The sequence below is a fragment of the Streptosporangium sp. NPDC049046 genome, assembly GCF_040649155.1.
Classification (GTDB): domain Bacteria; phylum Actinomycetota; class Actinomycetes; order Streptosporangiales; family Streptosporangiaceae; genus Streptosporangium.
In genome coordinates this window covers 1-23,227 of the sequence record NZ_JBEZEZ010000044.1, presented here as the reverse complement: position 1 = coordinate 23,227, position 23,227 = coordinate 1, and the positions used below count along the sequence as shown (strand labels likewise).

The following is a 23,227-nucleotide window of genomic DNA, read 5'->3' as shown; positions in this document are numbered from 1 at the left end:
CGGCACTCACAGGCACGGGCACGGCACACACGGGCACGAGCAGAGGTGACGACGCGTTGACCCGCGCCCCGGTCCCCGCACGGGACGGGTGGGACGCGGGCCCGGCGCTAACGTCCCAGCACGAGGCAGGTCGCCTTCGCCTTCTTGGACGGGTCGCTCTCCGAGGTGGCGGTGAGGGTCACCTTCGCGAGATGGCCGCCCTTCGCCGCGCGCAGCGCGTTCACGGTGACCAGGGTGTTCCCGCCTGAGTCGGCGGTCGCGAGCTCGTTGGGCAGCGAGGCCGTCCAGCCGCGGCCCTCGACGCTCGCCGACAGCCGGTAGACGTCACCCTTGAGGTAGGCGCTCACGTCCTCGGGGTGCTGCCCCCGTGCCGGGGCGACCCTGCCGGTGTTGAACAGCGGGAAGCGGCAGGACGTCAGCTCCTTCCCCTTCGGGACGCCGACGGACGGCAGCAGCCTCACTCCGCGCCCGTTCGGGCCGGCGCCGTCCAGGGAGCGGATCGCCACCGTGTACGACAGGACGCCCTCGCGGTCGCGCTTGAGGTCCAGGACGTAGAAGTGGAGCCGGTTTGCCTGGTCCACGTACTCGAACTCCGAGCCCGAGCCGGTGCCCGCGTGGAACAGCGCGTCCGACAGCTGACGGTAGTCGCCGATCGTGATGGGCACGGCGGTGCCGTCCGGCAGCACGTAGTCGGTCATGCCGATGTCCTGCGGGTTGGCGTCGACCACCCACTCGAAGGGCGCGCGGTCCTCGTTCTTGGTCTTGGCCAGCAGCACGCCGGAGTCGGGGGTGAAGGAGTCGGCGCCCATCCTGTCCACGACCTCGACGGTGTAGTTGTCGTAGCCGCCGCCGTCGCAGAACGGGTCGGTGTTCACGTCGCAGGCCGGGCTGCGGTCGCCGTTCCCGAAGGCGATGTTGACGCCCGACAGGCCGCCGGGTCCCGGCTGCGCCACCCGGGCGGTCACCTTGGCCACCACCAGGCCGGAGTCGGCCAGCGCCTCCCTGGACAGGCGCAGCACGTTCGCCTCGTCCACCATCTCCAGCTTGATCTTGTTGCGGAGCATGTGCTGGGCGCCCATCGAGCCGCCCGAGGTGGGCGGGATCAGCCAGCGGCTGTGCGGGCCGCCGGGGCCGTTGAAGCTTCCCCGGCTGAGCATCTCCCAGACTCCGGTGTACGCCCGGCGCGGTGGCACCCCGAACGGGTTGTTGTAGTTGTCGCCGATGCCGAGGATGTGGCTGAGCTCGTGGGCGTAGACGCCCTGCCCCGAACTCTCGGCCTGGGTGGAGGAGCCGCCTCCGGCGTTGGGCCAGATGGACGCGGCCGAGGCCCAGGACGTCCACTCCACGTAGCGGGTCCTGGCCCAGTTGGGCAGGGCCGGGTCGGGCGGGCCGAAGTCGTCGGTCACCGCCTCCTTGGTGGGGAACTTGATCGGGCCGAACTCCTGCCAGGTCGCCGACTCGTCCTGCCCCGCGCTCAGGTAGAAGACGAAGTCGAAGCCCGCGGGGACCTCCTGGCCGACGGAGCCGACCCACGCGGCCCGCGCGTCGGTCCTGATGTTCCTGGTGCAGGTGTCCCCGGACGGGCAGGCCGTGCCTCCCTGGAACTCCATCGCGTACTCGTGTGACTTGCCCGGCATCAGGTATGGGCCGAAGGAGGCGAGTTCCACGCCGTAGCGGCCTCCGGAGTCCTCCATCCAGTATTCGTGGATGGTGTGCCCCCGGTTGAGCTCGTTGGGGGTGTTGAGGAAGTCCTGGTAGAACCGGGCGACCTTCTCACGGGGGATGTCGTGGGCCTCGGCGCTGGGGTTCTTGAACACGGTCGAGCCCTTGGGCTGGGTGACCACGAACGGCTGGTTGGGATAGTCGACGAGGACGAGCGCGCCACGGAAGGTCCGCTTGGACCCTTTAGCCGAGGGGTCGGCCCAGTTGGTGCCGGGTGGTCTGCGGTAGTCCGCCCACGTCATGTGGTCCGGGTTCTTCCAGTTCTGCGGGTCGATCGGTGCCGGGGCGGCGGGGTCGGCCCGCCGCGCGGCCCCTGTCTCGGGGGCGTCCTGCTGCCAAGGCTGTGTCCGGGGCCAGTGGTCCACGCGCCAGGGGTTTTCCGGGTCGGGAGCGGGCTCGGCGGAGGCGGGAACGGAGGTGAGACCGATGGGGATCAGTACGATCGCGGCAAGCAGTACCTTCAGCAACCTGGGGGGTCGTATCACGCTAAAACGGTATAGACAGCTTTCAAATAGATCAACAACCCGCTGTCAAGGAGGTCCACGAGACGTTTACCCGAGATGCATTTGAGATCTTCGGTTCATCCCCTTAACCTCTCCAAAGGGGACGAACCTACAGGAGTGCCTATGTCGACGCGGGCCGGTCGGACCATCGGCACGCGTGCCCGGGCGGTCGTCTCCATCCACTGCGCGCCCCTCGTCCTGCCCGTCGCGAGTCCTCCCGTCAGGGACGGCGCGATCGTCGTCAGGGGCGACCGGATCGTGCGGGTCGGACCGCGCGCCGAGATCGAGGCCGCCCATCCCCTGCTCTCCCCGGTGCACTGGCCCGGCATGATCGTTCCGGGGCTGATCGACGCGCATCTCCGGCTTGAGAGGACCTCGCCCCTGGCCTCCGTGCACGGCGTCACCGCGGTGGGAGGCATCGCCGCGGATCTCGACGCCGCCTCCACCCTCGGCGAGGCCGGGCTGGACGGCGTGACCTACCTGGAGACCCGCTGCGAGGACGAGGAGCGGTGGGAGGACGAGGGACGCGACCGCCTGATCACCGCGATCCGCGAGGTCGACCACCCCGGCGTCATCGGCATCGCCGCCCACTCCCCCGACCCCCTCGTCATGGAGGACCTCGCCGTCCTGTCACGGACGTTCGGGCTCCGGCTGCACGCCGAGCCCGGCCGCCGCCCGATCGCCTTCCTCGACGAGGTGGGGGTGCTCACCGCGGGCTGTCACATCGCGATCTCCGGTCCGCTCGACGAGGCCGACCGCAAACTCCTCAAGGTCCGCGGCACGGTGATCGCCATCTCGTCGCCGTTCGCCGCGGAAGGTCTCCTCGACGGCGGGAGCGCGATCGCCGTCGGCACCCGTACCGGCGGCGACCCGCTCTCGGTCGCCCGCGCGCTCTCGCACGCCCCGGACCACGACCGCCTCCTGGTCGAGGCGGTGACGCTGGGCGGCGCCCGGGCGCTGGGCATGGACGAGGGACCCGGCCGCCTGGGCTCCCTGGGACGGGGCGGCCGGGCCGACTTCGCCGTCTTCGCCGTGGAGGCCGGCGAGCGGGACGCCTACACCGCCCTGCTCCACGAGGGGCCCGGCCGGTGCGTGGCCACCTTCGTGGGCGGCCGGGCACACTGGCGCCTCGACGAGAGCGCGAACGCCCCCGGCACCGTGAACAGCGGTGACGCGAAGAGCAGACGTCCGGCCTGACCCCGCCCCCGCACCCCGACGTCCCGCCTGATCTCGCCCGCACCCCGCCCCGCTCGCCGTGCGGTGCGCGGGCCGCGCGGTCCGCCGTCCGAGGAATCGGCCGCACCCCCTCTTTAAATCCCCGCGAAGATGAAACAATGAGTCATGCCGGAAAACACGTCCCACGCGGTCACCATCAAGGAAACGCCCGTCATGATGAAATTCATGATGCGCCTCTTCAACCCTATGATGCGCAAGCAGATACGCAAGGGTAAATCGAGCTCCGTCGCCGGCGTCATACTGCTTCATATCACCGGAAGAAAGACCGGGAAAAAATACGAGATTCCTGTCATGAAGCAGGACGAGAGCGGCAGGTCGTGTGTCTACACCGAGGCCCGATGGAAGGCGAACCTGCGCGGTGGCGCCGATATCGAGGTGACCGAGATGGGGGTGCGCACCCCCATGCGCGCCGAGCTGATGGACGATCCCGACGCCATGGCCGCCGAGATGGAGTCCCTGATCGAGAAGATCGGGCTCAAGGAGGCACGGCAACGGCTCGGCATCGTCGTCAACGTCGACCGCACACCGACCCGTGAGGAGCTCGCCGAGGCGATCCGGCGGCGCGACCTCGGGGTCGTCTATCTGACACCGCGCTAGGGAGCGGGGCAGGGCCCCCACCGGGAGGAAAGTCCCGGCGGGGGACCCTTCGCTCAGTCGGGGCGGCCGAGCGAACGCAGGTTGTTCGCGTGCCTCGGAGAAACCCTCCGGGGGTATTTCTTGGTCTCGGCCTTGCGGGGGTTCTTGGGGCGGGTCTGCGGGGGCGGCGAGGGCAGCGAGGGCAGGGTGTCCGAGGCTCCGGGCAACCGGACCGACAACGCGTGGTTGAAGACGTCGCGGGGATCCCATTTTGCCTTGACCTGCTGCAACTTCGGATAGTTGTCCTTGTAGTACAGCTTGTGCCAGGGCACTCCCGAGGTGTTCAGCGCGGGATCGGCGAGGTCGTTGTCGGGGTAGTTGATGTACGCGCCGTCGTAGGCCTCGCCGGGGACGGGAACGCCGCCCGTGTCGGCGTGCATCTCCCGATAGGCGTCGCGGATCGACGCCAGCCACTTGTCGTCCTCCGCCGGGTCCCACCAGCCGACGTCGAAGAAGCCGATGAGCGGCGCGGTCCTGTGCGGGTTCGCCGTGGCCGCGGGATCCACGGCGTTGATCTTCCCGCCGAGCGACATCAGGTAGACCGAGGCCCCGACGTCCCCCTCGCCCTCCGTCAGATACCTGTAGACGACCTTGAGCTGCGCCGGCGTCCAGGGCTTTCTCAGGTAACCGGCCTTCGACTTGAACCTGAGCGCGTAGGCACCGGCTCCCGAGTCGTAGGAGAGGGTGACCCGCAGCCACGGCGCCACGCTGAAGTAGTCGAAGGTGGGCTCGATGCCGACACCCTCACCGACGATCTGCACCAGGGTCCACAGGATGCCGTCCGCGCCGGGCACGTCGCCGTCCATCGCGGTGAACAGCTCGATCCTGCCGCTGGAGCGGTGGTACATGGTCAGCGAGCTGTCGATGCTCTCGAAGGCGGGGTCGCCGTGGTTCTGCTGTTGCCAGCGGGCGTAGTTGTCCGCCAGCCGGGAGAGCGCCTCCTCGGTCATGTTCTCCCAGCTCCAGCTGGCCGAGACCACGAGCTGCTGCGCGGGGGGCCTGGGCAGCAGGGTCGCGGGGTCGTTGCCTCGGGCGTTCGGGGAGCGCATCAGGTAGCGGGTGACGATCCCGAAGTTCCCGCCACCGCCACCGGCGTGCGCCCACCACAGGTCCCGGTTGGGGTCGCGGGCCTCGCGGGTGGCGACGACGATCCGCGCCCGGCCCGAGCGGTCGACGACGACGACCTCCACACCGTGGAGGTGATCGATCACGAGCCCGTGCCTGCGCGACTGGGGACCGTACCCGCCGCCGGCGATGTGACCCCCCGCCCCCACGCTCGGGCAGCCACCGGCCGGGATCGTGACGCCCCAGCCGAGGTAGAGCGAACGGTAGGCCTGCCCGAGCGTGGCACCGGCCTCGATCGCGAACGCCTTGTGGGCGGGGTCGAAGTAGACGTCGTTCATCTCCGAGACGTCGATGATGATCGACGTGGCGGGGTCGTCCACGAAGTTCTCGAAGCAGTGACCGCCGCTGCGTACGACGATCTTCTTGCCCGCGCGCACGGCCTCGTTCACCACCTGCACGACCTGCTCCGCGGAGTGGACGACACGGACCGACTCCGGCTGCGCGAGAAACCGGGAGTTGTAGCCCCTGGTGATGAGTTCCGCGTATCTCGGGTCGTCCGGCTTTATCGTCGCCGCGTTCGGAGGGGGTGCGCATTCGGAACGCCCGTGCGACGACCGGCCCGCGGTCGTCGCATTCGCCGCCGATTCACCGGTGGCCAGCCCTGCGGCCGCCCCTCCCGCGACGGCCATCGCTCCCAGAAATCCACGGCGTGTTGCTTTGGCCACCGTCGTTACCAGACCTTTCGCATTTCACGTTCTCATGAGCGTTCCTCCCCGGGGAGGAATGATTTTCCTTCGCCGAGGTGCCCTCGGCGTTCCTTTTACGGCGGGATTCACGGTTCCTGCCGACGCGCGGTCCCGTGAATTCGCGAACCTCGGGAAAAGGCCTCAGCCCTCGCGGGAGAGCAGTTCCTCGGCGGCCTCCTGCAGCAGGCCGCTCGCGGCACGCACCTCGGCCGCGAGCGGCCGGTCCGCCCGCAGCGGCGGGGACACTCTGGCCAAATCGGCCCAGAGGCCGGAGGCCGTCTCGTTCCGCCCGGCGAGCGCGCCCCGCTGGGCCACGCCGACCGCGAGGGAGCCGACGACGAGCCACGCCAGCTCCACGGCCTCGGCCACCGAGTTGGCCCCGTTGAGCGCCATCGGCACGTGGTCCTGGTTGCCGCCGTTCGTCGGCAGCGCGGTGAGGGAGGCGGGATAGGCGAGCTGCCTGATCCTGGAGACGAAGGAGGTGGCGCTCAGCTGCACCCCGGCCAGCCCGCTGCCCGCCCCCGGGCGGGGGGTGAGCATCGGCGGCACCCCGCCGTTGTACGTCGGATCGCACAGCAGGGCGAGCTGCCGTTCGGCGAGGAAGGCCACCTGCTGCACGCAGAGGCCGATCTGGTCCGAGCACAGGCCGACCGGCATGGCATGGAAGTTGCCGCCGTGCAGCAGCTCACCCTCGTAGAAGATCGGGTTGTCCGTGCAGCCCATCGCCTCGCGGACGAGGATCTCCTCGGCCCCGTACAGCTGGTCGAGCACCGCGCCGAGGACCTGGGGGGCGCACCGGAGGCTGTAGGGCTCCTGCAGCGGCCGGAGCGGGTCGCGTTTCATGCCGACGGGAAGGTCCTCGCGGATCCACCGGGCCACGGTCAGCTGCCCCGTCTGCCCCCTGGCCCGGCCGATGCCCGCGTGGTAGGCCTCCGGGTTGGAGCCGAGGATGTCGGCGATCCTCGCCGTCAGCATCCCCACCGCCCTGACCAGCCGCAGCACCGCCTGGTGGTTGAGTATGCACACCGCCAGGCTCACGCTGGTCCCGTTGACGAAGGCCAGCGCCTCGCGGGCCGACCACTCGACCGGTTTGGCGTCCATGTCGGCGAGGGCCCGCGCGGCGGGCACGACCGACCAGCCGCCGTCGCCGCCGCGCACCCACGCCTCACCGGTGCCCGCGTGGGCCATCGCCGCGTGGGCGAGCGGCTGCAGGTCCCCGCTCGCGCTCACCGTGCCGTCACGCGGGATCGACGGGGTGAAGCCCGCGTTCCACAGGTCGGCCAGGGACTGCCAGAAGTCGGGCGAGACGGCCGAGTGGCCCTTGCGCATGCTGCTGAGGCGGAGCCAGACGATCAGGCGACACACCTCGGGGTCCAGCGGCCTGCCCTGGGCCGAGCCCAGGTGGGCGATGAGGCCCGCGCCCTGCTCCATGGGGGAGTCGGCGGCGGAGAACGCCACCAGGGGGCCGAACCCGTGGGTGACCCCGTAGACGGAGTCCGAGCCGGAGAGCCGTTCGGCGAGCAGGTCGACGCTGGCCCGCATGCGGTGGGCGTCCTCGTGTTCGCACGGCTCCACCCGGGCGTCCCAGTGCGCGCTCCTGACGATCGAGGCCAGGCTCTCGGTGGAACGTCCGTCGATCAATGCTGTCACGTGTCTGCTCCCGCGTCGGAAAGGGAAGGTCGCTGTAGTCGCCGGAGCTTGCCCGTGTCGGAGCGGTCGATCCGATCGACCAGGCGCACCTGGCGCGGCCGGGCGTCGAACCGCCCCACCGCCGCGCGCACCTCCGTGACGGACAGCGGTGCGCCGTCCTGCTGCACCACGAGCAGGTCGAAGTTCTCGCCGCTGAAGGCGTCCTCCACCGGGAGAAAGGCCAGATCCGCGCAGTGGAGCACCGATCTCACCGACTCCTCCAGCCTGTCGAGGTCGATCCTGCGGCCGTTGATCTTCACGAGCCGGTCGCGCCTGCCGTCGAAGCGGAACCTGCGCTCGTCGAGCCGCCGCACGTAGTCGTCGGTCCGCCAGACGTCCGTGGGCGCCTCGCCCGGCCGGAAGGCGAGCCGGGGGCTCCGGACCACCAGCGGCGCCTCCTCCTCGTACGGGTCGCCGGGCCGTCCTTCGGGCGGGAGGCCGGCCGGACCGCCGGCGGGGTCGCCGGGGACGGCGAACGCGACGTCGTCGAAGAGTTCCCACGGCGGCCCGTCCGGAGTCCAGGTCCGCGCGGCGATCCCGCCCGCCTCCGTCGAGCCGAAGACCTCCACGATGCGCATCCGCCTCGTCCCCGCCTCCTTGACGACGGACTCCGCCGTCGCGGGAAGCGTCGCCGTGCTGTGCAGCACGCTCAGGTGCTCCGTCCCCCGCACCCAGGCCACCTGCCTGCGCAGGATGGAGAAGGTCCAGGGAACGGCCACCACGGCCCAGCGCCGGGACGCGGGGGGAGGCATCGCGCCGAAGTACTGCGGGCGGTACCACGCGGGCAGCCGCAACCTGGCCGGTACGAGCACGCTCGCGAGCGCGCCGTACACGTGCCTGGGCGGCGCGAAGGAGAGCAGGGCGCTCGGGCGGTCACGCTCGATCAGGCCGGCCAGCAGTCCCGCCTCCGACCACATCTGCTCGCGGGTCCGGCGCCAGCACCGGCTCGGTCCTGTGCTGCCCGAGGTCTCCAGGTCCACGGTCTCCGCGAGGGCCTCCAGGACGAACCTCTCGACATCGGGGCCGTCGCCGAGCAGGTCCCAGCGGACCAGCCAGGGACTCTCGTTGATCCGCGGCGCCGCGAAGCCGGAGCCGAGCAACTCGGCGGGGGTCAGCTCTTCGTAGGTCACGTCACGAGGCACGGCATCTGGCACGGCGTCGGCGGACACGACGCCGCCGTGTTCGGGAACTCGTTGCGCGGTCAATTCGACCCCGCGGAGAGTTCGACGAAGTCAAGAAAGTCCTGGACCGTCCTTATGCGCGCCAGGTCCTCTTCCGGAATCTCCACCCCGGTCTGCTCCTGCATGGAGAAGGCGACCTCGACGACGGCCAGGGAATCGAGTGCGAGGTCGTCGGTGAACGACTTTTCTGGCAATACCCGCTCTGCGGGCACGCCCGCGACCCTCTCCACGATGTCGGCCAAATTCGAGAGCATTTCCTGCTGCTTGGTAGACATTTTCTGAAATCCCTTCACGGTCACACCGGACGGCTTTTCCGACTTTTCACGCCGGTCAGAGTGATCAGTCCCGCCAGCGGCGCAGGACCAGAACCGCGTTGTGGCCGCCGAATCCGAAGGAGTTGCTGACGGCCACGTCGGCCGCGTGCTCCTGGGCCCGGTGCGCGACGAAGTTCATCTCCGGGTCCTCCGGGTCGTCGCAGTTGACGGTGGGCGGGACGATCCCGGTGCGTACGGCCTCCATCGCGATCATCGCCTCGACGGCGCCGGCCGCCCCCAGCATGTGACCCGTCATGCTCTTCGTCGAACTCACCGGCACGGACGTGGCCCGCTCGGCGAACACCCGGCGGATCACCTTGATCTCGGCGGTGTCGTTCATCCGGGTCCCGGTGCCGTGCGCGTTGACGTAGCCGACCTCGGCGGGGGTGACTCCCGCGTCCCGGAGCGCGAGACGCACCGCCCGCTCGACGGCCACCCCCTCCGGATGCGGGCTGGTCAGGTTGTGGGCGTCCGTGGTGGCCGCGTATCCCGCCACCTCCCCGTACACGCGGGCCTGGCGCGCGAGGGCGTGTTCCTCGCTCTCCAGCACCAGGATCCCGGCGCCCGCGCTCATCACGAACCCGTCGCGACCGGTGTCGAACGGCCTGCTGGCGGCGCGCGGGTCTCCGGAGCGGCGCGACAGCGCCCTCGCCCTGGCCGCGGCGGCGATGTCGAAGGGGGTGATGGTGTCGTCGGCGCCCCCCGCCAGGACGACGTCCGCCTCACCGAGCCGGATCAGCCGCATCGCCTCGCCGACGCAGGTCGCCCCGGTCGCGCAGGCGGTCGCCGTGCAGGCGGCGGGCCCCTGCGCGCCGACGTGCAGGGCCACCTCGGAGGCGACCGTGACGACGCCCGTGGAGGTGAAGGTGTACGGGCTCAGTGCCATGAACCCGCGCTCGGCGAACGCGGCGCCGGCGTCCACGACGGCGGCGCTCGCGCCGCAGGCCGTGCCCACCGTCACCCCGAGCCTCGGCGCGAGCCCGGCGTCGACGTCGAGCTTGGCGTCCCTCAGCGCGAGGGTGGCGGCGACCAGGGCGAGGTGTGCCGGTCTCGTGGTGCGGCGCACCAGCGAGGCCGGGAGCCACACCCCGGGGTCGAAGTCCAGGACCTGGCCGCCGATGCCCACCGGGAGCCCCGAGGTGTCAATTCCAGAAAGCTCGCGAATACCGCTTCCGCCCTGGATCAGATTCGACCACGCGGTTTCCCAGCCCACCCCGAACGGGGAAATGACTCCGTAACCGGTGACGACCACCCTCTTGAGCGGCGCACCTCGCGGAGAACGAATGTCGTCGATGACCACCAGCGCCTCACCGGGAAGTTCGGGAATCCGATGCCGGGCTCGACGGTAACCGAGACCAGTGGATTCGTCACCGCCTCGGATACGCTTTTCAGGTGCGAGCGGTGAAAAAACTCCTATTACACGGAGGTGCCGTCTCACAAGACCCGGCCGGGTTTTACCTGCCGGTGAGGGCGGGGCCGCCGGCGGTTTCCCGGCCACTTCCCGTCTTGTTTTCCCGGCTGATTTCCGCCGCTTCCCGCACGTTCTCGGCCCGCACCCTCGACGCCCCTCGGCCCGCACCCTCGACGTCCTTTCGACGCCCTCTCGCTCGTTCCCCCGTGCTCCCTCGGCCGCCCTTTCGCGCCCGGCGCCCCGGCCGCGCGGCCGTCCCCGGACGCTCCTCGTCCACACCCGTCCCGCGACCCCGGGATGAGCGAGATCGCTCCCGGGCGGCGCGCCCGTCCCGCGGTTCTTCGCCTGGCATGACACGATGTCCCGCCAGCGAGACACCTGCTTACGGGATTGACCTGAGTTCGTCCAGAAACTCCTGTGACGCAGGTAACAATAGTGTCACCCGAGGAACCTCCCTTGCCGACCCTTCGTTTCCACAGATATGGCTATATGCGTAGGTCCAACCGTTTGATCCTGAGCGCACACTCAGGAGGGCCTTTCATCGCGTCTCTAGGCGGGCTGAGACTGGGAGAGCGTTGTTGAACGACCTGGTACAGGTGCACCTGCTCGGGCCGGTGCGTGCAACGCGGGGCGATCACGAACTTGACCTGGGGTCTCCGACCCAGCGAGCGCTGTTCGCGGCACTGGCCACGCGCCCCGGAACCACTCTTAGCCGACAGGAGTTAATCAATGCGGTATGGGGCCCAAATCCTCCCATAACTGTCGAAAGCAGCATTTATACCTATGTAGCTCGCCTTCGACGTACTTTTGAGCCGAAAAGGCCACGAAGGGCGCCCTCCGGACTCCTGGTCGCCGACGCCAACGGCTACCTGCTCCAGCTCGACGCGCGCAAGATAGACGTCCAGGTCTTCGAGAAGCACCTGGAGGACGTACGAGAGCTTCAACGATCCGGCCCCTGGCCCGAGGCGGTGAAGAGGCTGGAGGCGGCGCTCGCCCTGTGGCGCGGGCCGGCGTTCGGCGGCGCGGTCGGCCCTCTCGCCGACACCGAGCGGATCCGCCTGGACGAGCTGCGCGTCACCGCCATCGAGGACCGCGCGCAGCTCCTGCTGGAGGCCGACCGCGCCACCGAGATCATCAGCGACCTCTCCAGCCTCGTCAGGACCCATCCCATGCGGGAGCGGCTCCACCACCTGCTCATGGTGGCCCACTACCGCTGCGGGCGCCGGGCGGACGCGCTGAAGCAGTTCCACAGCGTGCGGCGCCTGCTCATCAGGGAGCTGGGCATCGAGCCCGGCGAGGACCTGCGCAGGTGCCACGACCAGATCCTGAACGGCACCCTCCGCTCCCCCGCCCCGGCCCCCGACTCCCCGGTGACACTCTCCTCCCCCGACAACGCCCTCCCACCGGCGTTCGCGCCGCCCCCCGCCCAGCTGCCCCGCGACATCCCCGGATTCACCGGCCGGCTCAGGGAGCTGGAACGGCTGGAGGGGTTCGTCACGGCGGCAGACCGGCTGGACGAGGCCGGACTCATCCTGATCAGCGGTGCTCCCGGGGTGGGCAAGTCTGCGCTCGCCCTGCGCTTCGCCCGCAGTCTGACCGAGCGCTTCGACGGAGGCCAGCTCCACCTCGACCTGCGGGGCTTCTCCAACACGGCCCAGCCGATGATGCCGGCCGAAGCCCTCGACCACCTGCTGGCCGGGCTGGGAAGCACTCCCAAACCCTCCGAGGACCTCCAGGTCCGCTCCAGCCGCTACCGGAGCCTGGTGGCGGGCAAGCGGATCCTCATCGTGCTGGACAACGCCAGGTCGGCCGAGCAGGTGCGTCCGCTGCTCCCCGGCGACCCGTCGTGCCTGGTGCTGGTCACGAGCAGGAACAGGCTGTCGGGGCTCACCACCCGCGACGGCGCCCTCAGGATGACGCTCGACCTCATGCCGAAGGAGGACGCGGCCACCTTGGTGAGGCACGTCATCAGGCAGGCGAACGGGTACGCGGAGCATCCCCTCGTCCACCGGCTCTGCCAGGTCGGCGACCACCTGCCGATCGCCCTGCGGATCGCGGCGGAGCGGATGACGAGCCGTTTTCACGGCGGGCTCACCAGCGTCGGCCAGACGCCGCCGGGACGCGAGGACCTGCTGGAGAGCCAGGACGTCGAGTGCGACGAGCAGTCGTCCATGCGTTCGGTGTTCTCCTCCTCCTACCTGGCGCTGCCCAACGACGCCGCGGAGATGTTCCGCCTCATGAGCCTGCACGAAGGCCCGACGTTCGACCTGACGACGGCCGCCGTCACGGCGGACGTCGACGTGCACCGGGCGAGACAGAGCGTCGACTACCTACTGAGCGGGCATCTGCTGAGGATCACGCCGGACAACCGGCTCCGGTTCCACGACGGCATGCTGCGCGCGTACGCCAAGGACCGCGCCGTGGCCGAGATGCCCTACCAGACGAGGCGGGCCGCCGTCTCGCGGTTCCTCGGCCACTACGTACGGACCGCGGACATCGCGCTGCGCCTGCTGTATCCGGGGCGCTGTCCCGTCATCCCACCCCTCCCCGCACCCCAGGGGGTGCCGCGCCCGCGCTTCGAATGCCCCGAGCAGGCGAGGAACTGGCTGGAGACGGAACTGCCCAACCTCACCGTCGCCGCGCGGCAGGCCCAGGCCTACGGCGTGTCCCACGCCAAGGAACGGCTCCCGCCCCTCATCCAGAACTTCCTGCACACCCGGCCCGAGGCTCATACGAGCGTCCCGGCGAACAGCCCGCGTCCCGAGGGGCCGCCCTCGATGTAGTCCACCCGCAGTTTCGCCCCGGTGAAGGCGTCCTCGTACTGCTCCCGGGTGAACAGGGTGTTCACGTGGGTGACGGTGAAGTGCCGGACGGGGGTGGCCGCGTCGGCCACCACGTAGTGGACCTCCATCACGCTCGCGTCGCCCTCGCGCACCGTACGCGAGACCCTGGCCAGCGTGCGCCCCTCCACGGTGACCACGTCCCCGGCCACGTAGCCGGGCAGGAAGCGTTCGGGAAACCACCACGGCTCGACGACGAGAACCCCGCCGGGCACCAGGTGGGCCGCCATCCGCCCGATCGCCGCCGCGAGCTCCCGCTCGTCGCGCATGTAGGCGATGGAGCTGAACATGCAGGTGACCGCGTCGAAGGCGCGGCCGAGCGCGAAGTCGCGCATGTCGCCCTGGTGCGCGACGACCCCGGGGATCCGCGTCCTCGCCACGGCCAGCATGTCCGCCGACAGCTCCAGCCCCTCGACGTGGTCGAAGAGTTCGGCGAAGAACCTCAGGTGCGACCCGGTCCCGCACGCCACGTCCAGCAGCGCGGCCGCCGTGGGGAGCCGTTCGCGGATCAGCTCCGCGACGGTCGCCGCCTCGGCCGCGTAGTCCTTGCCCCGCCCCGCGTAGATCGCGTCGTAGACGTCCGCCAGCTCGGCCTCGTACATGCCCCTCCCCTTCTCAGCGGCCGGCGGCCGGGACCGCGGCACGGTAGGTCTCGACGAGGGCCTCGATGCCGGCCGCCACCTCCGCGGGGGCCGGCATCGCGTTCATCTCGTCGCGGATCCTGCGCGACTCCTCGGCGAAGGACGGCTCTTCGAGCAGCCGCAGCAGTGCCTGCCGCACGCCGGCGCCGGTCGCCTCGCTGCTGTGCATCGTCAGGCCCGCCCCCTGCTCGGCGAGGTAGCGCGCCCGCAGCGGCTCGTCGAACAGGTTGGGCAGGACGAGCTGGGGGACCCCGCTCGCCAGCGTCGTGAAGAACGTGCCGCTCCCGCCGTGGTCGATCACCGCCGTACAGGTCGGCAGCAGCGCGTGCAGGGGGACGAAGCTCACCAGCCGCACGTTGTCCGGCACCCGCTCCAGCTGCGCCTGGTGGTGCTCCGGCAGGGTGGCGACGATCTCCACGTCGAGGTCGGCGAGCCCGTCGAGGATCTCCTGGACCGGCACCAGATAGCCGTCCAGGTTCTCCGCCGAGGTGGTCCCCAGCGTCAGGCAGACCCGCGGCCGCTCGGGCGCGACCCGCAGCCAGGGCGGGATCACCGCGCGGTCGTTGTACGGGATGAACCGGACCGGGACCCGGTGCGGCTCCGGCCCCGCGGCCGGGTCGGGCGGCAGCTCCAGGGAGGGCGGTGTGTAGTCGATGGTGAAATGACCGGTGGTCATCTCCTCGGAGAACTCCACGCCGAACCTGCGGCCGTGCGCGGCGATCCACGCCTGCAGCATGTCCTCGCGCTCCTGCGGCGGCTGCTCCGCCTTCGCCCGCAGGTAGTGGCCGCGCATCCGGCCGAACAGGTCCAGGCTCCACATGAACCGCGCGTGGACCGCTCCGCACGCCTTCGCCGCGATCGGCCCGGCGTAGGTCACCGGCTCCCAGATGACCAGGTCGGGCTCCCACCTCCGGCAGTACTCGGTGAGCCCGTCGATCATGGGTTCGTTGACCAGGCGGCACCACCAGGGGACGAACTGGGCGTATCCCCGCTTGAAGTGCTCCCAGGTGAGCTGTTCGGGGTGGTCGTCCGCCATGTCGAAGAAGGGCACCGCCCTCTTGTGCTTCTTGCGGGGGTCGAAGAAGCCGAACGCCCGGTTGGCCCGCCACAGGCTGTGGTCCCTGCCCACCGGCACCGCGGTCAGCCCCGACCGGGTGATCACGTCGGTCAGGTCCGGCTGGCTCGCGACCCGCACCTCGTGCCCCTCGGCCTGCAGCGCCCACGCCAGCGGAACCATGACCAGGAAATGCGACTTCTCAGCGTAGGTTGCGAACAGAATACGCATACTCGTCCTTCCGGGCGCGCGAACGCGGAGTGGCGAAGGCCGTGCCCCGTCGCGACAGGTTTCCGACGGGACACACTCCAACCCCTATCACATTTGTTCCGCCAAAAGGCAATACCATTTTGCGGGACGGCGGGGGTTGATTTCCTGAGGAGCTCGAACAGTAGTCTCAGGCACCGCCGCAGACAAAAACGCAGGAGCTCCGATGAAAGGCATAGTCCTTGCCGGAGGAAACGGGACGCGTTTGCATCCGCTGACCCTCGCGACCTCCAAGCAGTTGCTTCCCATCTACGACAAGCCGATGATTTACTATCCCATCGCGGTGCTGATGCTGGCACAGATACGCGACATCCTCATTATTTCCACGCCGGACACCCTTCCGTCACTGCACGCGCTTCTGGGTGACGGGTCGCACGTGGGGGTGAACTTCACCTACGTGCCGCAACGGGAACCGCGCGGCATCGCGGAGGCGTTTCTGCTGGGCGACTCGCACATCGACGGGGATCCCTGCGCGCTCGTGCTGGGAGACAACCTCTTTCACGGCGCGGGCTTTCCCGACCTGCTGCGCAGGGCCCGGGAGGAACTGGACGGCTGCGTCATGTTCGGCTACCCGGTGAGCGATCCCGAGCGGTACGGCATCGGGGAGCTGGACGCCGAGGGCAGGCTGGTCTCCATCGAGGAGAAGCCGAGCGTTCCCCGCTCCGACCAGGCCATCACCGGCCTGTACTTCTACGACAAGCAGGTCGTGGACATCGCCAGGGAGCAGCGGCCCTCGGGCCGCGGCGAGCTGGAGATCACCGACGTCAACCGGGTCTACCTGGAGCAGGGCAAGGCGAGACTGCTGCCGCTGGGACGGGGCTTCACCTGGCTGGACGCCGGGACGCACCAGTCCCTGCTCGAGGCGAGCCAGTACGTGCAGATCCTCGAACGCCGCCAGGGGGTGCGGGTCGCCTGCCTGGAGGAGATCGCCCTGCGCATGGGATTCATCGACGCCGAGGCGTGCTACCACCGGGGCACCGAGATGAGGCAGTCGGCATACGGCCGGTACGTCATGGACATCGCTCGATCACTCGCGTGACTGACAGCAAAGGTGCAGGCAAATGCGGATCTTGGTCACTGGCGGTGCCGGATTCATCGGCTCGAACTTCGTCCGGCGCACGCTCTCCGGCGCCTACGAGGGGTTCGAGGACGTCCGGGTCGTCATCGTGGACAAGCTGACCTACGCGGGAACCATGGAGAGCCTGTCCACCGTCGTCGACGACCCCCGGCTGGAGTTCGTCGAGGGGGACATCTGCGACGCCTCGCTGATGGCGCGGGTGATGAAGGGCGTCTCCCTCGTCGTGCACTTCGCCGCAGAGACCCACGTCGACCGGTCGATCGACAGCGGCGCCGACTTCGTCGCGACCAACGTGGTGGGCACCCAGACGCTGCTCGAGGCCTCCCTGCGCGCCGGGGTGGGGAAGTTCGTGCTCGTCTCCACGGACGAGGTCTACGGGTCCATCGAGTCGGGCTCGTGGGTGGAGAGCCACCCGCTGGAGCCCAACTCCCCCTACTCCGCCTCGAAGGCGGCGGCCGACCTGCTGGCGCGGGCGTTCTCCAGGACCTACCGCTTCCCCGTCTCGATCACCCGCTGCCCCAACAACTACGGCCCCTACCAGTTCCCCGAGAAGGTGATCCCGCTGTTCGTCACCAACCTCCTGGACGGGGAGCGCGTGCCGCTGTACGGCGACGGCCTGCACGTGCGCGAGTGGACGCACGTCGACGACCACTGCCGGGGGATCGCCCTGGTCGCCTGGAGGGGCAGGCCCGGTGAGATCTACAACATCGGGGGCAACGCCGAGCTGACGAACCGGGAGCTGACCCGGGCACTGCTGGACATCGCCGGAGCGGACTGGTCCATGGTCAGGCAGGTGGAGGACCGCCCGGGGCACGACCGCCGATACTCGGTCGACAGCTCGAAGATCACCGCCGAGCTGGGCTACCGGCCGCTCACCCCCTTCGCGGAGGGTCTGGCGGCGACGGCTCGCTGGTACGCGGACAACCGCAGCTGGTGGGAGCCGTTGAAGAAGGAGAGGGCCGCCTCGGTCGCCGCGGACCTCGGACCCGGCGCGGACGTGCCGGCCGGCCCGTGACCCGGCGCGAAGGCGCACGACCGCGCCGTCCGGGACCCGGCGCGAAGACGCGCCGTCGCGCTCCCCCGGCACCCCCGGCAGCCGGTGCGAAGACCCACCGGGGCGCGCACTCCCGGACCCCGCGGGAACCACTTCCGCCAACGCCCCCGGCACGCGATCCGAAGCGCGGCGAAGGCCGCGGAATTCCCATTGACCGCCCCGGAACCCGTATCTGTCTCGCTGGCGGGACAAACGGCCTCCGGCCGCGGGGAGCGGGGAGCTTTCTTATTACACGCGTCGCTATATGGTGACGAACGGAACCGATACGTTAACCTCCAGAGCTGGAAAGCGGTGCTGGGAATGGAGATCATCGGAAATGGTTTTCTCGCGAGACATCTGCGGCCGATCAGCGACGCACACCCGGAGATGACGATTCTCGCCGCCGGGGTGTCTCTGTGGAAGAATTCCGATTCCGACTACGAACGGGAAACCGCTCTGGTCGAGGAGACGATCACAAAGAGCCTTCGCCAGGACCGGATACTCGTCTTTTTCTCGACCGCCTCGATGAGCATGTACGGCGGTCCCGGCTGCCGTGGCCGCGAGGACGAACCCGTGGAACCCGTGACCCCGTACGGATGGCACAAGCTCGCGCTGGAGCGGCGGATCCAGGACTCGGGGGTGCGCCACCTCATCCTGCGGCTCGGCTATGTCGTCGGCCCGCACGTCCCGGCGAACCGGTTGATCCCTTCCCTCATCGAGCAGATCCGCTCCGACAACCTCACGATGTACCGCAGCGCGCGCAGGGACCTGATCGACATCACCGACTGGGTGCGGGTCATCGACATGCTGCTGGCCGAGCGGATCACCCAGGAGGTGGTCAACGTCGCCACCGGCGAGTCCGTGCCGATCAAGCTGATCGTCGACCACCTCGAGTCGCGCCTGGGCGTCACGGCCCGCAGGCAGATCATCGACGAGGGCACGTCCCATCACATATCCGTGGAGAAGCTGCGGAGGCTGGTGCCCGCGGTGAAGGAGATGGACTTCGGTCCCGACTACCACAGGACCGTGATCGACCGCTATCTGGAGGCGACCTCCCAGCTGCGGGACGGGTCACCGGAGTTGCGGCCCACCGGCTCCTCGCGCCGGCCGGCGTGAGGAGCCGGGCGAGCAGAAAGGTACGCCATTGCGCACACCGGAGGTCTTCGTCAGGGGGATCGGCGCGTTCGTCCCCCCGACGGTAAGCGTGGAGTCGGCGGTCGCCGACGGGTTGTGCTCCGCCGAGCACGCCAAGGTCCACGACATGCTGGGGGCGGCGGTCGCCGGTGACATCCCCGCTCCCGAGATGGCGCTGCGGGCGGCGCGGGAGGCGATCGGACGCGGCGGGGCCGACGCCGGGGACCTCGGGTTGCTGCTGTACGCCGACGTCTGGCACCAGGGCCCCGACGGCTGGTCGCCGCAGTACTACCTGCAGCGTCATCTCGTCGGCGGCGACCTGCTCGCCCTTGAGGTGCGTCAGGGGTGCAACGGCGTGCTCAGTGCCCTGGAGCTGGCCGGGGGGTTCATGGCGGGCGATCCGCGCCGGCGCGACGCGCTGATCGTCACGGCCGACAACTTCGGCACCGCCCGGATGGACCGGTGGTGCTCGGGTCCCGACTTCGTCCTCGGCGACGCGGGAAGCGCCGTGGTGCTCAGCCGTGAGACCGGCTTCGCCCGGCTGCTCTCGGTGAGCTCGATCTCCGTCCCCGAGGCCGAGGAACTGCACCGCGCGGGCACTCCGCTCTTCCCTCCGAGCGCCACCACCGGTGAGGCCGTCGACTTCAGCGCGCGTGCCGAGGAGTTCGGCCGCATGTGCTCCGTCGACGGCGACCTGGCGCTCGCCTGGGTCATCGTGCAGCAGCGGATGATGCGGGTCCTCGGCCGCACCCTGTCCGAGGCCGGCATCACGGCGAACGATCTCACCCGGACCGTGTTCACCAGCCTCTCCCCCGAGGCCGTCGAGCACCGCTGGATGTCGGTCCTCCGGATGCCCATGTCGAAGTCCAGCTGGGACTACGCCAGGACCGTCGGCCATCTCGGCGCGAGCGACCACCTCGTCTCCCTGGACCACCTGCTGTCGACCGGGCAGCTCGGCCCCGGCGACCACGTGCTCCTGGGGGGCATCGGTCCCGGCGTCACCATCTCGTGCGCGGTCCTGGAGATCCTCAGCACTCCCCCGTGGACCTAGGGGGAGCCGTCTCGGAAGGGGAGGACCGGTTCATGGAGTTCGGTCTCACCGGCGCGCGCCGCGAGCGGCGCGACGCGATGTTCGACGGCGCGCGCAAGCGCCTCCACGACGCGTCGGGGCCGTCATCGGAGCAACTGTCGGCGCCACCGTCTGAGTCGCCGTCGCGGCCGTTCACCCGCGAGCGCTGGCGCGCCGTCGCCGAACTGGGCGCCACCGGCCTGTGCCTGCCCGGGGAACACGGCGGCGGCGGCCTCGGCGCCCTGGACACCGCGCTGTGCCTGGAGGCCCTGTCCGAGGGGTGCGGCGACACCGGCCTCGCCTTCGCGGTCTCGGCGCACCTGCTGGCCTGCTGCGTCGCGATCCGCGACAACGCCGGCGAGGAGGTGCGCGCGGAGCTGCTCCCCGGCCTCGCCTCGGGGGAGCTGATCGCGGCCAACGCGATGACCGAGGACGAGGCCGGATCCGACGTGAGCAGGCTCGCCACCACCGCCCGGCGTGACGGCGACCGCGGCGACCACTACGTGCTCGACGGCGTGAAGTCCTTCGCCAGCAACGCCCCGATGGCCGACGTCCTCGTCACGTACGCCGTCACCGATCCCGCCCTCGGTTTCCTCGGCATCAGCGCCTTCGCGGTGCCCCGCGATCTGCCGGGGGTCCGGGTGGGCGAGCCGATGGCGAAGATGGGCCTCGACAGCTGCCCGGCCGGGCGGGTGGAGTTCTCCGGGTGCCGGGTCCCCGCCAGGTTCAGGCTCGGCCCTGAGGGCGGCGGAAGCGCCGTCTTCCAGGGCTCGATGGCGTGGGAGCGGGCGTGCCTGCCCGCCGTCTACCTCGGGATGATGGAGGAGCAACTGCGCCGGGCGGTGGAACACGCCCGTGCACGGCGCCAGTTCGGCCGCGCGCTGGGCGACTTCCAGGCGGTCTCGCACCGGCTGGTCACGATGAAGCAGCGGCTGGAGGGAGCCAGGCTCCTGCTTTATCGGGCGTGCTGGGCGCTGGACGAGAAGGACCCCGACGCCGCCACCGCGGCGGCGCTGTCGAAGATCGCCGTCTCGGAGGCGGCCGTGGCGAGCAGCCTCGACGCGATCCAGATATTCGGCGCCACCGGTTATCTCGGCGCCGCGGGCGTCGAACGCCAGCTGCGCGACGCGGTGCCGAGCACGATCTTCTCCGGTACGACGGAGATACAGCGGGAACTCGTCGCGAGAGGGCTCGGACTGTGAGCCTGCACCGGCTGCTCATCGACAGCGCCTCCCGCTTCCCCGACAACCTGGCCGTCGCGGGCCCGGCGGGCGAGATGCGCTACGCCGAGCTCGACCGCCGGGCCGACGTCCTGGCGCACGCGCTGTCCCGCGAGGGTGTGCGGCCCGGCGACCGCGTCGTGATCTGGGCGGAGAAGTCACCGCTCGCCGTCGTGGCGATGCAGGCCGTGCTGCGCCTGGGCGCCGCCTACGTGCCGGCCGGCGAGACGACGCCGGTGGCCCGGGTCGCCGCCATGGTCCGCGACTGCCGCCCCCGGGCCGTCTGCGGCTCCGGCGACCGGCTGCGGCGACTCGTCAAGGACCTGGAGGCGGACGTGCGCGCCGTGGACCTCGACGAGCACTCCGGCGAACACCCCGACGAGCACCCCGGCGAGCACCGTGACCGGGTGCGGCCCGTCGACCATCCGGTCGACCCCGACGACCTGGCGTACGTGCTCTACACCTCCGGCTCGACCGGAACTCCCAAGGGGGTGTGTGTCAGCCACCGCGCCGCCCGCGCCTTCGTGGACTGGGCGGCGGCCGAGCTGGACGCGCGGCCGGACGACCGGTTCGCCAACCACGCGCCCTTCACCTTCGACCTGTCGGTGCTCGACCTGTACGCGGCGTTCTCCGCGGGGGCGGCGGTCTGCCTCGTCCCGTCCGAGCTCGCCTACGCCCCCGCCAGGATGGTGGACTTCCTGCACCGCGAGCGCGTCAGCGTCTGGTACTCGGTGCCGTCCGCGCTCACCCTGATGATGCGGGACGGCGGCCTGCTCGACAGGCCCGCGCCCGGCGCGCTGCGGGCGCTGCTCTTCGCGGGCGAGCCCTTCCCGATCGGGGGGGTCCGCGACCTGGCGGGCTGGACCCGCGCACGGCTGCTCAACCTCTACGGCCCGACCGAGACCAACGTCTGCACCTTCCACGAGGTCGTCCCCGGCGACCTGACCCGCGACCGCTCGGTGCCCATCGGCCGCGCGGCCTGCGGCGACACGGTTCGGGTGACGCGGCCCGACGGCGGGGAGGCGCGCCCCGGCGAGGAGGGCGAGCTGGTCGTGGAGGGGCCCACCGTGATGCGGGGCTACTGGGGTGCCGCGCCGCAGCGCGGCCCGTACCGCACCGGCGACATGGTGCGGGTGCTCGCCGACGGATCGCTCGACTACCTCGGCCGCCGCGACCACATGGTGAAGGTACGCGGCCACCGGGTGGAGCTCGGCGAGGTCGAGGCCGTCCTCGGCGGTCACCCCGAGGTGGCCGACGTCGCCGTGATCGTCGGCGGCGAGGGCGCCGACGCGCGGCTCCACGCGTTCGTGGTGCCCGTACGCGACAGGACACCGGGCGTGCTGAGCCTCAAGCGGCACAGCGCGGAACGACTCCCGCCCTACATGATCGCCGACGAGTTCCACTTCGTCGGCGAGCTGCCCAGAACCCGCAACGGGAAGATCGACCGGGCCGCACTGGGCTCGGAGACCACGCCGTATGGCCGGCTGTGAAGGAGACGACCACCATGACCACCACCGACCTGTCCGAGCGGGAGATATCGGACCGGCTGATCGCCTTCATCAGGGAGCGGTTCCTGTCGGGGGATCCGCAGGGAGAGCTGGACGAGGACACCCCGCTGCTGGAGTGGGGGATCCTCAACTCGCTCAACACCGCCATCCTGGTGAGTCACATCCGCGACGAGATGGGGATCGACGTGGCGTTCGAGATGATGGATCCCCGGGCCTTCAAGAGCGTCCGCGGCATCGCCTCCGCGCTGCGGCTGCTCTGAGCCTCTCCCGGGTTTGAGGACCTCCGTCGCCCTGTTCGATTTCGATCCTCGCGACCTGCGTCTCCGGCACCGGAACCGGCTGACGATGCCGGACGTGGACCGACCGTGATCGGGCAACGAGATCTTGAGGGCCGGGGTCCTCCCGTCGCGTCGCGGTCGAGCGGCGCGGGGACCGACGCTTCACCCACCGGGTGCCCCGGCCTCGCGGCCTCAGCCGGTCCCCGTGCCGCCGCGGTGGTGGGCGGTGAGTCTTTCCAGTTCGGGGACGAGGTCGTTGGGGGTGGGCATGGTGTGCATCTCCTCGCGGAGCCGTGCGGCGGCGTGGGTGTAGGAGGGGTCGCCGAGCAGGCGCAGCAGGTCCTCGCGCACCCGGGCTCCGGTGGCCTCGCCGCCGCGCACCACCAGCCCCGCCCCCAGCCCGGCCAGCCGCTCGGCCCGGAGCCCGTCGTCGAACATGAACGGCTCGATCAGCTGCGGCACCCCCTGCCCCGCCATGGTGAGGAACGTGCCGGTCCCCCCGTGACTGATCACCGCGGAGCAGGTGGGGGCGAGGGCGTGCAGGGGGACGAAGGAGACGAGGCGGGTGTTGGTGGGGATGTGGTGGAGTTCGGCCTGTTGTT

19 protein-coding genes are annotated in these 23,227 nt (G+C 70.3%); 10 read left to right on the top strand and 9 right to left on the bottom strand.

Annotation, left to right across the window (positions count from 1 at the left end; all coding sequences use genetic code 11):
• Positions 1-107: 107 nt before the first annotated feature.
• On the bottom strand, positions 108-2,207 hold the full coding sequence (locus AB0B96_RS37380; RefSeq protein WP_362906593.1) for a M6 family metalloprotease domain-containing protein: 2,100 nt from the start codon (positions 2,205-2,207) through the stop codon (positions 108-110).
• 141 nt (positions 2,208-2,348) lie between these two features.
• On the opposite strand from AB0B96_RS37380, the gene AB0B96_RS37375 reads away from it, so the two are divergent.
• Both AB0B96_RS37375 and AB0B96_RS37370 read left to right on the top strand, forming a co-directional pair.
• Complete coding sequence (locus AB0B96_RS37375) at positions 2,349-3,422, top strand: hypothetical protein (protein WP_362906591.1); 1,074 nt, start codon at positions 2,349-2,351, stop codon at positions 3,420-3,422.
• Between the two features lie 144 nt (positions 3,423-3,566).
• On the top strand, positions 3,567-4,058 hold the full coding sequence (locus AB0B96_RS37370) for a nitroreductase/quinone reductase family protein (protein WP_362906589.1): 492 nt from the start codon (positions 3,567-3,569) through the stop codon (positions 4,056-4,058).
• 53 nt (positions 4,059-4,111) lie between these two features.
• On the opposite strand, the gene AB0B96_RS37365 is transcribed toward AB0B96_RS37370, so the two are convergent.
• The 5 genes from AB0B96_RS37365 to AB0B96_RS37345 all read right to left on the bottom strand — a co-directional run bounded on the left by AB0B96_RS37365 (position 4,112) and on the right by AB0B96_RS37345 (position 10,392).
• Entirely contained in the window at positions 4,112-5,887 is a 1,776-nt protein-coding gene (locus tag AB0B96_RS37365; protein ID WP_362906587.1) for an FAD-binding oxidoreductase, read from the bottom strand.
• 162 nt (positions 5,888-6,049) lie between these two features.
• Positions 6,050-7,558, bottom strand: a complete 1,509-nt coding sequence (locus AB0B96_RS37360) for an aromatic amino acid ammonia-lyase (RefSeq protein WP_350949575.1) — start codon at positions 7,556-7,558, stop codon at positions 6,050-6,052.
• Positions 7,555-8,802 (bottom strand): long-chain fatty acid--CoA ligase, encoded by a 1,248-nt coding sequence (locus AB0B96_RS37355; protein ID WP_362906585.1) that lies wholly within the window; start codon positions 8,800-8,802, stop codon positions 7,555-7,557. Before AB0B96_RS37355 ends, AB0B96_RS37360 begins: the two co-directional genes overlap by 4 nt.
• Positions 8,799-9,053, bottom strand: coding sequence for an acyl carrier protein (locus AB0B96_RS37350; protein ID WP_362906583.1), 255 nt, complete (start codon positions 9,051-9,053; stop codon positions 8,799-8,801). Before AB0B96_RS37350 ends, AB0B96_RS37355 begins: the two co-directional genes overlap by 4 nt.
• 64 nt (positions 9,054-9,117) lie before the next feature.
• Entirely contained in the window at positions 9,118-10,392 is a 1,275-nt protein-coding gene (locus AB0B96_RS37345) for a beta-ketoacyl-[acyl-carrier-protein] synthase family protein (protein ID WP_350949578.1), read from the bottom strand.
• A 689-nt stretch (positions 10,393-11,081) separates the two neighbouring features.
• Between AB0B96_RS37345 and AB0B96_RS37340 the strand changes: the two genes are divergently transcribed.
• Positions 11,082-13,286 carry a BTAD domain-containing putative transcriptional regulator gene (locus tag AB0B96_RS37340; RefSeq protein WP_362906581.1) on the top strand — a complete coding sequence of 735 codons (2,205 nt, stop codon included), beginning with the start codon at positions 11,082-11,084 and terminating at the stop codon, positions 13,284-13,286.
• Here the strand turns inward: AB0B96_RS37340 and AB0B96_RS37335 are convergent.
• Positions 13,232-13,945: a class I SAM-dependent methyltransferase gene (locus tag AB0B96_RS37335; protein WP_362906579.1), complete on the bottom strand. Its 714-nt coding sequence runs from the start codon at positions 13,943-13,945 to the stop codon at positions 13,232-13,234. The two genes, AB0B96_RS37340 and AB0B96_RS37335, sit on opposite strands and share 55 nt — an antisense overlap.
• Positions 13,946-13,958: 13 nt before the next feature.
• A complete protein-coding gene (locus tag AB0B96_RS37330) occupies positions 13,959-15,269 on the bottom strand; it encodes an activator-dependent family glycosyltransferase (RefSeq protein ID WP_362906577.1) in 1,311 nt (436 codons plus the stop codon).
• A 202-nt stretch (positions 15,270-15,471) separates the two neighbouring features.
• On the opposite strand from AB0B96_RS37330, the gene rfbA reads away from it, so the two are divergent.
• The 7 genes from rfbA to AB0B96_RS37295 all read left to right on the top strand — a co-directional run bounded on the left by rfbA (position 15,472) and on the right by AB0B96_RS37295 (position 22,607).
• Positions 15,472-16,344: a glucose-1-phosphate thymidylyltransferase RfbA gene (rfbA, locus tag AB0B96_RS37325; RefSeq protein WP_362906575.1), complete on the top strand. Its 873-nt coding sequence runs from the start codon at positions 15,472-15,474 to the stop codon at positions 16,342-16,344.
• 22 nt (positions 16,345-16,366) lie between these two features.
• Positions 16,367-17,398 (top strand): dTDP-glucose 4,6-dehydratase, encoded by a 1,032-nt coding sequence (gene rfbB / locus AB0B96_RS37320; protein WP_362906573.1) that lies wholly within the window; start codon positions 16,367-16,369, stop codon positions 17,396-17,398.
• Positions 17,399-17,737: 339 nt separating this feature from the next.
• Complete coding sequence (locus tag AB0B96_RS37315; RefSeq protein ID WP_362906571.1) at positions 17,738-18,532, top strand: NAD-dependent epimerase/dehydratase family protein; 795 nt, start codon at positions 17,738-17,740, stop codon at positions 18,530-18,532.
• Positions 18,533-18,560: 28 nt separating this feature from the next.
• Complete coding sequence (locus AB0B96_RS37310) at positions 18,561-19,601, top strand: ketoacyl-ACP synthase III family protein (RefSeq protein WP_362906569.1); 1,041 nt, start codon at positions 18,561-18,563, stop codon at positions 19,599-19,601.
• 32 nt (positions 19,602-19,633) lie between these two features.
• Positions 19,634-20,821, top strand: coding sequence for an acyl-CoA dehydrogenase family protein (locus tag AB0B96_RS37305; protein WP_362906567.1), 1,188 nt, complete (start codon positions 19,634-19,636; stop codon positions 20,819-20,821).
• Entirely contained in the window at positions 20,818-22,329 is a 1,512-nt protein-coding gene (locus tag AB0B96_RS37300; RefSeq protein ID WP_362906565.1) for an amino acid adenylation domain-containing protein, read from the top strand. Before AB0B96_RS37305 ends, AB0B96_RS37300 begins: the two co-directional genes overlap by 4 nt.
• Positions 22,330-22,343: 14 nt before the next feature.
• The gene (locus AB0B96_RS37295) at positions 22,344-22,607 is read left to right on the top strand and encodes a phosphopantetheine-binding protein (protein WP_350949588.1); all 264 of its coding nucleotides are present in this window, start codon (positions 22,344-22,346) and stop codon (positions 22,605-22,607) included.
• 210 nt (positions 22,608-22,817) lie between these two features.
• Here AB0B96_RS37295 and AB0B96_RS37290 read toward each other — a convergent pair.
• Positions 22,818-23,227 (bottom strand): nucleotide disphospho-sugar-binding domain-containing protein (locus tag AB0B96_RS37290; protein WP_362906562.1); only part of this gene is annotated, 410 nt, incomplete at its 5' end.

Excerpts from the sequence above, each read along its gene's own strand:
- AB0B96_RS37375 (WP_362906591.1), top strand. The coding sequence starts at position 2,349 with ATGTCGACGCGGGCCGGTCGGACCATCGGCACGCGTGCCCGGGCGGTC.
- AB0B96_RS37370 (WP_362906589.1), top strand. The coding sequence starts at position 3,567 with ATGCCGGAAAACACGTCCCACGCGGTCACCATCAAGGAAACGCCCGTC.
- AB0B96_RS37350 (WP_362906583.1), bottom strand. The coding sequence starts at position 9,053 with ATGTCTACCAAGCAGCAGGAAATGCTCTCGAATTTGGCCGACATCGTG.
- AB0B96_RS37335 (WP_362906579.1), bottom strand. The coding sequence starts at position 13,945 with ATGTACGAGGCCGAGCTGGCGGACGTCTACGACGCGATCTACGCGGGG.
- AB0B96_RS37330 (WP_362906577.1), bottom strand. The coding sequence starts at position 15,269 with ATGCGTATTCTGTTCGCAACCTACGCTGAGAAGTCGCATTTCCTGGTC.
- rfbA (WP_362906575.1), top strand. The coding sequence starts at position 15,472 with ATGAAAGGCATAGTCCTTGCCGGAGGAAACGGGACGCGTTTGCATCCG.
- rfbB (WP_362906573.1), top strand. The coding sequence starts at position 16,367 with ATGCGGATCTTGGTCACTGGCGGTGCCGGATTCATCGGCTCGAACTTC.
- AB0B96_RS37315 (WP_362906571.1), top strand. The coding sequence starts at position 17,738 with ATGGAGATCATCGGAAATGGTTTTCTCGCGAGACATCTGCGGCCGATC.
- AB0B96_RS37305 (WP_362906567.1), top strand. The coding sequence starts at position 19,634 with ATGGAGTTCGGTCTCACCGGCGCGCGCCGCGAGCGGCGCGACGCGATG.
- AB0B96_RS37295 (WP_350949588.1), top strand. The coding sequence starts at position 22,344 with ATGACCACCACCGACCTGTCCGAGCGGGAGATATCGGACCGGCTGATC.